Origin of the sequence: Hoyosella subflava DQS3-9A1 (genome assembly GCF_000214175.1) — a bacterium.
GTDB lineage: Bacteria > Actinomycetota > Actinomycetes > Mycobacteriales > Mycobacteriaceae > Hoyosella > Hoyosella subflava.
This window is the reverse complement of record NC_015564.1, coordinates 3461721-3475130: the sequence shown is the minus strand read 5'-3', so window position 1 is coordinate 3475130 and position 13410 is coordinate 3461721. Positions and strand designations below refer to the sequence as shown.

Sequence of the window (13410 nt, the reverse complement as noted above, 5' to 3'; positions counted from 1 at the left end):
CCTGCCTTAATTTGACGTACATCTCTAGCAGATCCTTCCCGTCGTGTCGCGTTTGGGTTGGCGCGACCCGTACTCTGGAGGCATGTCTTCGGCTGTAAACATGGGAATTCCAGGTGCGGTGAACTCAGCGGTGTCCAAACCGCAGGGCAAGCGGGTGCTCCTCGCAGAGCCCCGCGGCTACTGCGCAGGAGTTGACCGGGCCGTCGAAACCGTAGAGCGTGCGCTGGAAAAGCATGGCGCTCCCGTTTACGTCCGCAAAGAGATTGTGCACAACCGGCATGTGGTGGAAACCCTCTCCGAGCGGGGTGCGGTGTTCGTGGAGGAAGTCGATGAGGTGCCCGAAGGCGCCCTCGTCGTATTCTCCGCGCATGGCGTCTCGCCCGCCGTGCACGAGGCGGCGGGAACACGGGAACTGCGCACCATCGATGCCACCTGTCCACTGGTGACCAAGGTGCATCAGGAAGCAAAGCGCTTCGCACGTGACGATTTCGACATCCTCCTCATCGGTCATGAGGGTCACGAAGAGGTAGAAGGCACCGCAGGGGAAGCGCCCTCACATGTTCAGCTCGTTGACGGACCCGACTCGGTCGACAAAGTTGAGGTTCGCGATGAATCTCGCGTTGTCTGGCTCTCGCAGACGACGCTGAGCGTGGACGAGACCATGGAAACCGTCGAGCGTTTACGGAAGCGTTTCCCGGGGCTCCAGGACCCGCCTAGCGACGACATCTGCTACGCCACGCAGAACCGCCAGGTCGCCGTCAAAGCGATGGCACCGGAATGCGATCTCGTGATCGTGGTCGGGTCCCGGAACTCCTCCAACTCCCTGCGTCTCGTCGAGGTTGCGCTCGATGCAGGTGCGCGCACGAGCTACCTGGTGGATTACGCGAAGGAGATCAATCCAGCGTGGCTCGAGGGTGTGGAGACTGTCGGCGTCACTTCTGGTGCATCGGTCCCCGAGATTCTGGTGGACGGAGTGCTCCAGTTCCTCTCAGGAGAGGGCTTCGGCACGGTGCAGACCGTGACTACAGCGAACGAGACTCTCGTCTTCGCGTTGCCGCGCGAATTGCGCCCAAGTCGGCGCCCCTAACCGCGGTGTGATCTGAAACGCGGCAGTCAGCGCATTGGGTCAGAGTCTTGTGGGCTAGTTCGAGGAGTACGCATTTCGGTGGAACTCACAGGCTGACGTCCGGGTTGCGTCGCAGCAGGGCCATCCGACCGGCGAGGCGTAGTGGCTGCACGCCGTGGACGCTGCGAACGGGCCGGAGCGGATCGCTTGTTGCTGAGGAACAGCCGTATACCACCGATGACGAGGACGACGGCGGCAGTGAGAAGCATGAGCGGAAAGCGTGTCACCAGAGGCAGCACGAGATCAATGATGCGTGTCCGCAGCCCACCAGGGCTTTCGGGCACCAGCAGCTGATAGGCGAGCGGCACACCGACGAAGAGTATGAGCGGCGGCTGCACGATGGCTGTGAACAGAGCTCGTTGCTGAACCGCCAGCACGGCCGCGACGCATCCCGCGAAATAGAAGACGCTGAATACCAGCGTCAACTCGTCGCCCCGCATTGCATCAATTGCGAAGCCGACAGCCGAAAGGCCCAGAGCGATCACGATGGCCATCCACCAAGCCACGCCTACGCGGCTGGCCGATGCTGACCGCAGCTCTGTTGGGACTCCCAGGGAAGTGGATCGTCGATCAGGCACAACCGCACCATACCGGCATATCGTTAGCTGGCCTCACTCTCACGGCTTCGAGTCGCGTAAATCTCAGTGTGCGCGATACCTCGAGGCCAGAGATCGACCGTGTCAACGGTCGGAGGCTCGGTGTCAAATGCCGGAAGCTCATGAAGCTTGCGTGCCGTCACCAGTACGCGGGACTCCATGGAGGCCACGGTTGAATTGAATGATTCGACGCTCTTGCCCAGTTGCCCACCAAGGCGGTCCATGTGATTCGCGAGCACACCTAGCCGGTTGTACAACTCGGCACCGAGCGTGTGGATTTTCGCGGCGTCCCGGGACAGCGCCTCCTGCCGCCACGTATGGGCGACCGTTCGTAGCAGTGCAATCAGACTCGTCGGGGTGGCGAGCACAACATTGCGGGAGAATGCGTACTCGAGCAGTTCTGAGTCAGCGCCCAGCGCAGCGTCGAGGAAGGGATCCCCTGGAACGAAGAGCACGACAAACTCGGGAGACGGCGAGAAAGCTGTCCAATACGCTTTTGCCGAGAGCTGATCGACATGTGCGCGGAGTTGACTTGCGTGACGCTTCAGGTGACCCGCACGGGCTTCATCGGACTGTGCCTCGGTCGCGTCGAGGAAGGCAGCGAACGGAACCTTTGCGTCAACCACGACATTCTTGCCGCCTGCCAAATGGACGAGAAGGTCGGGTCGTACGGCCCGCACTCCGTCATTGCCGTCGTGCGTAGTGTGCGCCTGTGTTGTGAAGTCACAATGCTCGCGCATACCGGCGAGCTCAACGACGCGCTCGAGCTGGAGTTCGCCCCATCGTCCGCGCACTTGCGGCGCCCGCAGCGCCTGCACCAGCTGCCCCGTCTGTGCCGAAAGTGCTTGCGACGTCCTACTCATACCCGCCACCTGCTCCATAAGTCCGGAGTACGCACTGATCCGGCTGCGTTCAACCTGCCGAACTTGTTCGGCCAGCGTGCCTACTGCTTCACGCAACGGCGTCACGACGTTGGAAACCTGTTCATTGAGAGCGCCGGAGTGACGACGCGCCGAGTCCTCGTTCGCGGCGGTGAGCGCTTCCCGAAGGAGCCGCTCTGAATCGTGCATTGCGCGCAGCTGCGCCTCCGCCGATGCTGCGCGCGCACCATCTCGTGCGGCATGCAGCAGCCAGCCTAGGAGGCAGCCAAGGCACAAAGCAGTAAGCACGGCAAGGAAACTGAGCAAGTTCATGGGCGTGATAGTGCACGAAAGCTCTGACAATTTTTGCGGGGCGCGCAGAATAGGGGCGCGAGATACCTGGGACGCTGGGGCCGCGTTCGCGTGTCTGAGCAGCAGGTACCAGAAACTGTCAGTGGGATGCTCTACGGTTCGCGGCATGAAGATCTTGCACACGTCGGACTGGCACATCGGCCGGACATTCCATGGCGTTGACCTGCTTGAGGACCAGTGCGCCGTCCTCGATGCAATGGCCAAGATCACAGCTGACCGTGAAATCGACGTCGTGCTCATCTCGGGCGATGTCTACGACCGCGCGGTGCCTAGCGCTGATGCAGTCAAGTTGTGTAACGACGCGTTCGAGAAGCTTCACGCTGCTGGTGCGATGATCATCGCCACCCCGGGCAATCACGATTCCGCCCCGCGGCTGGGCGCCGGTGCCGCATTTTCGGGTGCGGGTGGTCTGTACCTCAAAACGACGGTCGCCGAGGTGGATGCGCCCGTTGTTTTGGCGGATGCGCATGGCGACGTAGCTTTTTACGGGCTGCCCTACTTGGAGCCGGAAGCAGTGAAGGCCGAGTTGGGTGTTTTCGAGGCCCGCTCGCACCAGGATGTCTTGTCGGCCGCGATGGATCGTGTGCGCGCCGATGTGGAGAGACGGCAATCTGGTTTGCGTAGCGTGGTTCTCGCTCATGCGTTCGTCGTTGGGGCGGTTGCATCAGAATCCGAGCGCCCAATAACGGTCGGTGGTGTGGAAACTGTTCCCGCTTCAATTTTTGGTGGAGTCGACTACGTGGCGCTCGGGCACCTGCACACCCCGCAGGTCGTGAACGAAACGACTAGGTATTCGGGTAGCCCGCTCCCGTATTCATTTGGTGAGCGTGACCACCGGAAGTCGGTGTGGATCATCGAGCTCAACGATGCTGGTGTGGAGTCGATCGAAAAGGTTGACTTGCCCGTAGTGCGAGGGCTGAGCGAGATTACTGGGCCGCTGGACGAACTGCTCAGCAGCGAGGTGTACGCCAATTGTCTGGATGACTACGTTTCGGCGATACTCACAGACCCAGTCCGTCCCGTGGATGCGATGCGCAAGCTCCAGGAACGCTTTCCGCACGCTGTCCACCTTAGGTGGGAGCGGCCCACAGAGCGTGTCGCGCTGCGGTATGCGGAGCGTCTGCGAGGTCAAAGTGACCTAGATATTGCCCGAAGGTTCTTCGAAGACGCGTGGACCGACCCCGATGAGGAACACCTTCGACTGGTTGAACAAGCGTTGGCGGCGGGGGACTCGCGCGAGCGGCGCGCGAGTGCGTGACGGGGTGGTGGTGAGACATCTAAGGAGGATGGGGGACGAGTGAGGCTGCATACGCTGCGCATCGAGGCTTTTGGGCCTTTTGCCGATGTCGAGACCATTGACTTCGATTCGGTGGGGGCCGACGGCTTGTTCCTGCTGCACGGCCAGACCGGGGCCGGCAAGACGACAATCCTCGACGCGATAGCTTTCGCCCTCTACGGGGCGGTTCCAGGGGCACGCACTGAAAGTAAGCGGTTTCTCTCAGATCACGCACGCGAAGGCGCGATACCGAGAGTCACCCTTGAGGCTAGCGTCAAAGGCCGACGGTTCCGCATCGTCAGAAACCCCGAATATGACCGCCCCAAGAAGCGGGGTGATGGGTCCGTAAAGGAGAAGGCGAAGGCGGTGCTCACCTGGCTGGAACCGGATGGGACCCCGGGGCGCGGTGAGAATCTGGCGCGGATCGAAGAGATCGCGGATACGGTCCGTGACCTCCTTGGAATGTCCAAGGATCAGTTCTTCCAGGTTGTTCTCCTACCCCAGGGTGAGTTCGCCAAGTTCCTCCGGGCGTCGAATGAAGAGCGGGAGAAGCTACTTGAAAGCCTCTTCGAAACGAAACGTTTCGGCTCCGTGGAGGCTTGGTTCGCCGATCGCCGGAAGGAAGCTGAGGCGCGTCTCGACCGTGCGCGTCAGTGTGTGGACGTCGTTCTGGGAAAGATCACTCACGCCGCTGGCATTGAAGACGAGCCGGATGGGAATCCGCGCGACTGGATCGAACAGCTGAGAGATTTTCTCTGCCAGCGTGTCAAGACGGCGGCGGCTAGTCTCGATCAGACCGCAACCGCTTTTGACCAGGCGCAGCACCGACTCGATGGTGTCCGCGTCCACGCGGAACGTCAACTGAGATTCCGCGATGCCGAATCCGCACTGAGCAAGCTCACCGCGGGTGAGGCCCTTCGTCGTGATCTCGCGACCGAACTGCATCGAGCGCGGCGGGCTAAACCTTTCGAGACAGCGGACAGAGATCTGATGCGGTTCCAGCAGGCTGCCGATGATGCTGTGCTCGAAATGAAACTTGCCGTAGACGAACTCACAGTACTGAACGGTGGCGCCGCCGTCGCTGAAGCACTCTCCTGGCCAGCGCAAGCGTGCGACGACACGAACCTGCAGGAGGCAGTCACTTCCTGGACCGAGGAAAGCGGTGGGCTGACGAAGCTCTGCGAGCGCGCTGACGAGGCCGACCGCCTCGAGAGGGACATCTCGCGTCTCGACGAAGCGTTGGCAACAATCGACGATGAGCGCACTCAGCTGGTGACTGAACTCGACGGAATACCAGCCAAAAAAGGTCGGCTCGACCAGGACATCGACGAAGCCGTTGCGGCCGAGGCGCGGATTGAGGGTCTCCGTACCGGCATTCATCAACTGAAGAAGACTCGTTCGGCGGCTCATGAACTCCCCGGTGTGAGCGAAGCACTCATCGATGCGCAGGACGCGCTCATCCGCGCTCGATCGAATCACCTTGAGAGCCGGGAGCGTCTCGTTGCGCTTCGCGAGCTCAGAATTGCCGGGATGGCAGGGGAACTTGCGAATCGCCTGGAAGCTGGTGAACCGTGCGCGGTATGCGGGTCGGAGATCCATCCGAAGCCCGCTCCGTTCGCACCGACTGCCGTCACGCAAGAAGACGAGCAGAGGGCAGTCGATTCCGAGCAACTCGCTGCAGACGCTTTCGAGGCCGCGAGAGTAGCGGTCGCTGACCTTGAGAAACGCGCAGAATTGCTCGGCGGTGAATCCGGCGGTCGCTCCTTGCGGGACATCGACGCAGAGTTGACTGAGGCCACGGCTTCGCTGGCCGAAGCTCAGCGATGCGTCGGTCAACTTGGCGGGCTCCGATCTGCACGTGAGAAACTGCTCGGCCGTGCGCGCGCACTTGAGGAACGAATCTCCGAACTGTCGTCGAAGCGGGCTGGACTTGAGGAGCGGGTCGACGGGCTTACCACCCAGCTAGCGGAGTTGCGGGCGACCCTCGACGCGGCACGCGGGGAAGACACCGATGTCGTTTCGAGGAAGGCACGGCTCGACGCTCTTGCGCGAGCAGCCTCGCACCTACATGGGACACGGGGCAAAGCAGCAGCTGCGGTGCTCCGCACTGAGGAACACCATGCTTATCTGCAGAGCCTAGCGAGGGAGGCGGGCTTCCAGTCGCTCACGGACGCGCGGAACGCCGTGCGAACGGTGCCGTGGATAGCTGACACGGAAGCCGCCCTCGAGGACGCCCGGGATCGCAAAGTGCGTGCCCAAGCGGTCCTTGACGACCCACTAGTCAGAGATGCTGCCAATCAGCCGACCGCCAACGTCGAGGCCGCGGAGACCGATGTCGCCGAAGCGCGCGCTGCGCTCGAGTCGGCAGTCCGGGAACATGCGCAAGCTCAGCGGGCGAATGACGGAGTTATCTCGCTCGCAGGCGATCTCGAGTCTGCTCTCGAGGACCTGGGCCCAGCGGAGGAACGGTACGCGCAACTATCGCTGTTGTCTGAGGTCATTGCAGGCCGAGGCCAGAACACGCGCCGAATGTCGCTGCGGTCCTACGTGCTGGCGGCTCGCCTTGAGGAAGTTGCGGTAGCGGCATCGGCGCGGCTACGCATCATGTCAGGCGGCAGGTACGAGTTCATTCATTCAGACGCAGCAGGTCCACGAGGCCTTAGGGGCGGACTCGGCCTCGACATCCGAGATGACTACACCGGGGTCGTTCGGTCAGCGAAGACACTGTCCGGCGGCGAAACCTTCATGGCGTCATTGTCGCTGGCACTGGGACTGGCCGATGTGGTGACTTCCGAAGCGGGCGGCATGATGCTCGACACCCTCTTCATCGACGAAGGCTTCGGCACACTCGATAGCGACACACTTGACGCGGTGATGGGCGTTCTCGACGAACTCCGCGCAGGCGGCCGAGTCGTCGGCATCGTCAGCCATGTCGATGAGATGCGCCAGCGCATCCCCTGCCGCCTCCATGTCGTGAAGACTCGAACTGGTTCTCACGTGCGCTCGTCCGTCACTGCGCTCCCCGAAGCACCAGTCGGTTAGAGCTTTGGTGCTGCGACCGTACTTGGAACGCCGTCAGGCAGGCCCCCTTCGGCCCCAGTATCCGGCTCCTGTCGGCTTCCGACGGAGGCGTCCCCGTCGCCCGTCTGGTCAATAGCCACTGACCCTGGGGCCTCACCGCAACGCTCGCTGATGACTTCATCGATGTAGCGCACCGCAACTGCGACCACAGCGGCGACTGGCACCGCCAGGAACGCGCCGATAACACCGAACAAGGTGCCGCCCGCTGTCACCGACAGCAGCACCACCACAGGGTGCAAATTCATACTCTTGCTTTGGAGCACCGGTTGTAGCACGTTGCTCTCGAGTTGCTGCACCAGAATGATGATTCCAAGCAGGACGAGGGCCGTGGTGGGACCGTTCGCTACCAAGGCGACGAGAACTGCCAGCGCACCCGCGACAAACGCACCCACAATGGGCACAAATCCCGCGATGAACGTGATCACCGCTAGCGCTCCCGCCAGGGGCACACCCAGCACAACGAGCCCAATTCCGATGAACAGCGCGTCCACAAAGCTGACTATCGCCTGCGTGCGGATGAATCCGCTGAGAGTCCGCCACTGACGGCGCAGAACCTCCTCAACATGGCGTGCACCGGGAGAGCCGGTCGACCGGTTCAGCCACGGCAAGAAGCGTGGCCCGTCCTTGATGAAGAAAAACGTCAAGACAGCCGTCAGCGCCAGTGTGATGATCACGGACGTTGCCGCGCTGACACCGGTGAACACCCCGGAAGCGATGGCCGTCGAGCTTTCCTGAATCCGCGTGACAATCGCATTGGTGAATTCCGGAAACTGTTCCTCGCGAATGTTGAGGGGAGGCCCCTGCAGCCAGTCCTGGACCGTCCGGATACCTTGCGTGGCCTGGTTTGCCAGTTCGGGTACCTGCGCAACCACCGACGGCACGATGAGTGCGATGACGCCGACGAACCCCCCGAGTGCCACCACGATTGTGACCAAAGCAGCAAGCGAAGCGGGTACTCGCCAATCACGCAGTTGACGGGTGACGGGCCACAACACCGTCGAAACAATGATCGCCAGGGAAACCGGGAGGATAATCACCCAGAACTCGCCGACGACCCAACCGAGGATCCACACAGCCGCGGCGATCAGAATCAGGCGGAGGCTCCATGTGGCGAGCCAAGCGCCGCCACGCCCGATCAGCGTTCCGCGATCCACGGCGGTTTTCGCGGTGGACTGCCCGACCCGGCTGTCAATGGTGCTGCGATTGTCGTCCGGCTTGAATTGTTCGGTCACAGTGCCGCTCCGTCGATAGGTGTGAAGACCACAAGAGATAGTCGCATTCGAGTCCGGCAGGTGCGTGGAAATGTGATCTATGTGGCACTCCCGCATTGCCCCGATTCGCGCACCGTCTCTGCCTCGCTGTTGCGCAAACTGCCACGTCGTGACACCCGGGTGACTACCCTCGATCCTTGGGCAGGCAGTGAAGTGGTGAAGCACAAAGGAGAGTGATGGATAATGCGACGTTTAGCCGGATTCAGCGCGATAGTCCTCGCAGGTGCCCTGGTTGTGGGCTGTGGAAACGACACAGATGAGGACACCGCCGAGGACACGACCACCGTTCTCGATGTTCCAGGCGCGATGCCCGACGATCCAGAGATGGATGCCGACGACCCCGGCGCGGAAGAGTCCGAGGATGTGGCCGCAACGGTACGCGTCGAGAACTTCGCGTTCGATCCACCGAACATTACGGTGAGCGTCGGCGACACGGTGGAATGGGTTTTCGCTGACGGGCCCGTAGACCACGACGTCACGGGTGGTGAAGGCGCACCGGAAGATTTCGTGAGTCCGACGCTGTCAGAAGACACCTGGACCTACACATTCACTGAAGCAGGTGAATACGACTACATTTGCTCCCTTCATCCCAACATGACCGGGTCGGTCGTCGTCGAAGAATAATCTGACAACGAGAGCCACCCCGGTTAGCGACTCGCGCGGGAGGACCGGGGTGGTAACCCGCGCCCATTAGTCCGTAGACTTAGGAACCCGTGAGCCTAACCCTCGGAATTGTCGGCCTGCCCAACGTAGGTAAGTCCACCTTGTTCAACGCACTGACGAAGAACGACGTGGTCGCCGCGAACTACCCGTTCGCCACGATTGAACCCAACGTGGGTGTTGTGGAATTGCCTGACCCTCGGCTCGACAAGCTCGCTGAAATATTCGGTTCGCAGCGCATTCTCCCCGCGACAGTGTCGTTCGTCGACATCGCAGGCATTGTGAAAGGCGCGAGCGAGGGAGCTGGGCTCGGCAACAAGTTTCTCGCGAACATTCGCGAAGCCGACGCCATCTGTCAGGTAGTGCGCGTCTTCACTGACGATGATGTCGTCCATGTGGACGGCCGCGTCGACCCGCTCTCCGACATCGAGGTCATCGAGACCGAACTAATCCTCGCTGACTTGCAGACTTTGGAGAAAGCGGTTCCCAGGCTCGAGAAAGAGTCGAAGAACAACAAGGACAAGCGTCCGCTGGCTGAAGCCGCGAAGGAAGCGCAGCAAGTCCTCGATGGTGGCAAGACGCTCTTCTCACAAAAGGGCAGCATGGACCTGGGCATGCTGAGGGAACTTCACCTCTTGACCACCAAGCCGTTCCTGTACGTCTTCAACGCGGATGAAGGCGTGCTCACCGACGAGGACCGCAAGAACGAATTGCGGGCAGCAGTTGCGCCTGCTGACGCGGTCTTCCTCGACGCCAAAGTCGAATCCGATCTGCAGGAGCTGGACGAAGAGTCAGCACTCGAGCTGCTCGAGACGATTGGGCAGACAGAGCCTGGCCTGTACTCGCTGGCCCGCGCTGGATTCCACACGCTGGGGCTGCAGACGTACCTCACGGCCGGCCCCAAAGAAGCCCGCGCGTGGACAATCCATAAAGGTGACACTGCTCCGAAGGCTGCCGGTGTCATCCACACTGACTTCGAGCGCGGTTTCATCAAAGCTGAAATCGTGTCCTACGAGGATCTCGTCGCTGCCGGTTCCATGGCCGCGGCTAAATCCGCCGGGAAGGTCCGCCTCGAGGGCAAAGACTATGTGATGGTCGACGGCGACGTGGTCGACTTCAAGTTCAACGTGTAGTTGAGTCCTCGGTTGTGGGTTGCTTTCGGGAACCCCGGGGAAGACCCTGACGATTTGGTTTGATTTAACGCGGATACCGCGTCAAATCAAACCAAATCGCACAACAGCACTCCCGAACGCGCCGCTACGCTGGTTCGCATGGCGCTATCCGAAGAGGAACGCGAGAGTTTTCTCGCTGAACCGCATGTCGCAGCAGTCGCAGTCGCACGTGGAGATGGGCAAGGGCCAATGGTCGTGCCCATCTGGTATGGGTATGAGATCGGTGGTGAGGTCTGGATCGACACGGAAGCCGAGTCCCTGAAGGCCAAGAAGATCATTGCCGCGGGGCGTTTCTCGCTCATGGTTGACCGCGTGGAGCCGACGCCGAAATATGTTTCGGTAGAAGGGCCGGTCACTGGAGTGTCGCCAGTCAGTAGCGCGGAGCACAAGGAGATGGCTGCGCGGTACCTTTCGGGTGCTGCGCTCGAGGAGTATGTGGAGTGGTTCGAGGGTGCCCTGGGCTCGATGGTCCGGATCCGGATGCGGCCAGAGCGGTGGCTTTCCGCTGATTTGGGCATGCCTGCGTAGTCCACATTGAGTGGCCTTGATGAACTACTGGATCATGCACGTCGATCTCGACCAGTTCCTCGCTGCTGTCGAGAAACGCAGGGACCCACTGCTCAGAGACGTCCCGGTTATTGTCGGCGGTGAGGGAGATCCTGAGCGTCCCCGCCAAGTCGTAGCGTGCGCATCGTATGAGGCGCGCGCGTATGGCGTGCGCGCTGGGATGCCGCTGCGCACTGCGGCTAAGAAATGCCCTGACGCGGTTTTCCTCCCATCCGATACTGCGACCTACGAGGATGCCTCGGTCGAGGTGATGGGCACGATGCGTGACATGGGTTTGCCGGTGGAAGTGCTCGGCTGGGATGAGGCATTCGTCGGAGCTGAGTCTGACGATCCGCTTGCTCTGGCGGAGCAGATCCGTCAGACGATCGCGGAGCGCACCCAGCTGGCTTCGTCGATTGGTGTGGGCGACAACAAGCTTCGAGCCAAGGTGGCTACCGGTTTCGCTAAGCCTGCCGGGGTTTACCAGTTGACCGTCGACAACTGGATGGCGGTCATGGGGAACAGGTCAACGGAGTCGCTGTGGGGGATAGGGCGAAAAACGTCGCAGAAGCTTGCTGAGGCCGGCTTGGTGACGGTCGCTGAACTCGCTGCCGCCGATCGGTTCGAACTCGCGAGTCGTTTCGGTCCGACGACGGGTCCGTGGCTCGTGGCTCTGGGACGCGGGCTCGGTGGCAGGGAGATCGTGACTCAGCCAGCACCTGCACGTTCCCACAGTCACTCCCGGACATTCCCGCAAGATCTGACTGACCGCGCGGATATCGCGGTGCGAACGGCTGAGCTTGCGCGCAGTGCGGGCGAGGCAGCGCTCGCGGAGGATCGCCGAATCATTCGTGTAGGGGTGACCGTCCGGACGTCGACGTTTTACACGAGGACTCATGCCCGTAAGCTGCCGCAGCCGACACGTGACCTGGGGGAGGTCGAGAAGGCTGCCCTCGCCGTACTCGACCTGTTTCCACTTGACCGCCCGGTGCGGCTCCTTGGAGTGCGCGCAGAAATGGAATGAGAAAACCTCGGGGTGCGGTTCGGGGTCTTTCCTGATGCGCTCGGGTGTCCTGGGTGAGTACCTTCGAGATAGAGATTAGGGCGAAAGCCCCTGAGGAGGGAGAAATTCATGGCACAGCTGACTCGTGCACGTGAGGGCCGCTGGATTGGTGGTGTGTGCGCTGGGATTGCCCGGCACTACGGTTGGGACCCGAACATTGTGAGGCTAGTGTTCGTGCTTTCGATCTTGCTGCCAGGCCCTCAGTTCCTCATCTACCTCGTATTGTGGCTCTTCATTCCATCCGAGCCGAAAGGCATCAACCAGAGCTGGGCGGCGTAGTTCACACTTCAACTGTGAAGTCTCTGAGAATCGTCACCTATCCCAAGATTGCCTGCACAGAGGTGCGTAACGTTGTCCGTGCGCCCCCGTGCAGGCTTCTTTCACTCCTTGGTTTATGCGACACGGGGGCGTCCAAAATCTTCTGAATCCGCTAACGCGATCGGGCCAAAATTGGCAGCGCTGTTGCGGCGCTCATCCGAAGTGAAACGGTGCACTCCCGGCTTAGCGGCGTTTCATCTGGGTTGATTTCTATCGTAGGTATGCCCTTTTCGTGCGCGATCTGTGGGAGTCCAGCCGCCGGGTACACGAGGCCGGACGTTCCGACGACGACCAGCACGTCGCAGGAGTCAACGGCCTGTACACCGGCCTCCCACGGCTCGCTGGGAAGCATCTCACCGAACCACACCACGCCGGGCCGGATCAGGCCCCCGCATCGCTGGCATCGTGGTGGGCGACGCGGAGATTCATGTGGTTCGGAGTCATCGACCTCGTCTGAATAGGCGAATGAGCACTGCGCACAGCGAAAATGGAACAAGCTGCCGTGCAGGTGGTGTACGTGAGAACTGCCAGCCCGTTCGTGAAGGTCATCAACGTTCTGGGTGACGATCGTGACGTCCGCGCTGTGCTCCCACTGCGCCACTGCGAGGTGGCCGGCGTGCGGGGCGGTGGCCCGGACGAGATGATGCCTCCACATGTACCACGACCAGACGAATTCCGGATCGCGGTTCCACGCCTCGGGTGTTGCGAGAGCAGCGGCATCGAAACGCTCCCAAAGGCCTGTTTGAGCGTCACGGAAAGTAGGCAAACCGCTTTCCGCGGACATTCCAGCGCCGCTTAGGACGGTGATTCTGTCAGCTTTTTTCACCACCTGTAGCGCGAAGTCAGGAATCGATGAGCAGGCTGCCACCGCATGTTCCTTTCATGGTCGGTATCCCTGTCGCCCGTTTCGTTGCATACGCCGGAAATCGTCTTTGGTCACCGTGATCTCGCCAACTGCATACCCCAGAGGACGGGCTGTCTCCGTTACCGTGGCAAGGACAGTACGACAAGTTTATGCAGCGAGTACAGCAGAAATTGAGCCGCACGGAGCATCGTGCGGCCGAGCGCG

General features: G+C 61.3%; 12 protein-coding genes. 8 read left to right on the top strand and 4 right to left on the bottom strand.

The features are described from left to right. Positions 1 to 82: 82 nt before the first annotated feature. On the top strand, positions 83 to 1087 hold the full coding sequence (locus tag AS9A_RS16280; protein ID WP_041451155.1) for a 4-hydroxy-3-methylbut-2-enyl diphosphate reductase: 1005 nt from the start codon (positions 83 to 85) through the stop codon (positions 1085 to 1087). Between the two features lie 26 nt (positions 1088 to 1113). Here AS9A_RS16280 and AS9A_RS16275 read toward each other — a convergent pair whose 3' ends face one another. Together AS9A_RS16275 and AS9A_RS16270 are read right to left on the bottom strand one after the other, a co-directional pair. Next, positions 1114 to 1704 carry a DUF6542 domain-containing protein gene (locus AS9A_RS16275; protein WP_158307378.1) on the bottom strand — a complete coding sequence of 197 codons (591 nt, stop codon included), beginning with the start codon at positions 1702 to 1704 and terminating at the stop codon, positions 1114 to 1116. 23 nt (positions 1705 to 1727) lie between these two features. Beyond that, positions 1728 to 2915: a DNA recombination protein RmuC gene (locus AS9A_RS16270; RefSeq protein ID WP_013808186.1), complete on the bottom strand. Its 1188-nt coding sequence runs from the start codon at positions 2913 to 2915 to the stop codon at positions 1728 to 1730. Between the two features lie 145 nt (positions 2916 to 3060). On the opposite strand from AS9A_RS16270, the gene AS9A_RS16265 reads away from it, so the two are divergent. Both AS9A_RS16265 and AS9A_RS16260 read left to right on the top strand, forming a co-directional pair. After that, positions 3061 to 4212: an exonuclease SbcCD subunit D gene (locus tag AS9A_RS16265; protein ID WP_013808185.1), complete on the top strand. Its 1152-nt coding sequence runs from the start codon at positions 3061 to 3063 to the stop codon at positions 4210 to 4212. Between the two features lie 39 nt (positions 4213 to 4251). After that, the gene (locus tag AS9A_RS16260; RefSeq protein ID WP_013808184.1) at positions 4252 to 7272 is read left to right on the top strand and encodes an AAA family ATPase; all 3021 of its coding nucleotides are present in this window, start codon (positions 4252 to 4254) and stop codon (positions 7270 to 7272) included. Here the strand turns inward: AS9A_RS16260 and AS9A_RS16255 are convergent. Further along, complete coding sequence (locus tag AS9A_RS16255) at positions 7269 to 8543, bottom strand: AI-2E family transporter (RefSeq protein ID WP_013808183.1); 1275 nt, start codon at positions 8541 to 8543, stop codon at positions 7269 to 7271. The genes AS9A_RS16260 and AS9A_RS16255 overlap by 4 nt on opposite strands. 222 nt (positions 8544 to 8765) lie before the next feature. Here AS9A_RS16255 and AS9A_RS16250 point away from each other — a divergent pair, with 222 nt between their 5' ends. The 5 genes from AS9A_RS16250 (at position 8766) to AS9A_RS16230 (ending at position 12302) form a co-directional block, all read left to right on the top strand. After that, positions 8766 to 9206, top strand: a complete 441-nt coding sequence (locus tag AS9A_RS16250) for a plastocyanin/azurin family copper-binding protein (RefSeq protein ID WP_013808182.1) — start codon at positions 8766 to 8768, stop codon at positions 9204 to 9206. Between the two features lie 89 nt (positions 9207 to 9295). Further along, the gene (gene ychF / locus AS9A_RS16245) at positions 9296 to 10375 is read left to right on the top strand and encodes a redox-regulated ATPase YchF (RefSeq protein ID WP_013808181.1); all 1080 of its coding nucleotides are present in this window, start codon (positions 9296 to 9298) and stop codon (positions 10373 to 10375) included. 138 nt (positions 10376 to 10513) lie between these two features. Further along, the gene (locus AS9A_RS16240; protein WP_013808180.1) at positions 10514 to 10942 is read left to right on the top strand and encodes a pyridoxamine 5'-phosphate oxidase family protein; all 429 of its coding nucleotides are present in this window, start codon (positions 10514 to 10516) and stop codon (positions 10940 to 10942) included. 19 nt (positions 10943 to 10961) lie between these two features. Next, on the top strand, positions 10962 to 11984 hold the full coding sequence (locus tag AS9A_RS16235; protein ID WP_013808179.1) for a DNA polymerase IV: 1023 nt from the start codon (positions 10962 to 10964) through the stop codon (positions 11982 to 11984). A 108-nt stretch (positions 11985 to 12092) separates the two neighbouring features. Continuing rightward, positions 12093 to 12302: a PspC domain-containing protein gene (locus tag AS9A_RS16230; RefSeq protein ID WP_013808178.1), complete on the top strand. Its 210-nt coding sequence runs from the start codon at positions 12093 to 12095 to the stop codon at positions 12300 to 12302. Positions 12303 to 12453: 151 nt separating this feature from the next. Here the strand turns inward: AS9A_RS16230 and AS9A_RS16225 are convergent, their stop codons facing one another. Beyond that, on the bottom strand, positions 12454 to 13209 hold the full coding sequence (locus tag AS9A_RS16225; RefSeq protein ID WP_013808177.1) for an SIR2 family NAD-dependent protein deacylase: 756 nt from the start codon (positions 13207 to 13209) through the stop codon (positions 12454 to 12456). Between the last annotated feature and the right edge of the window lie 201 nt (positions 13210 to 13410).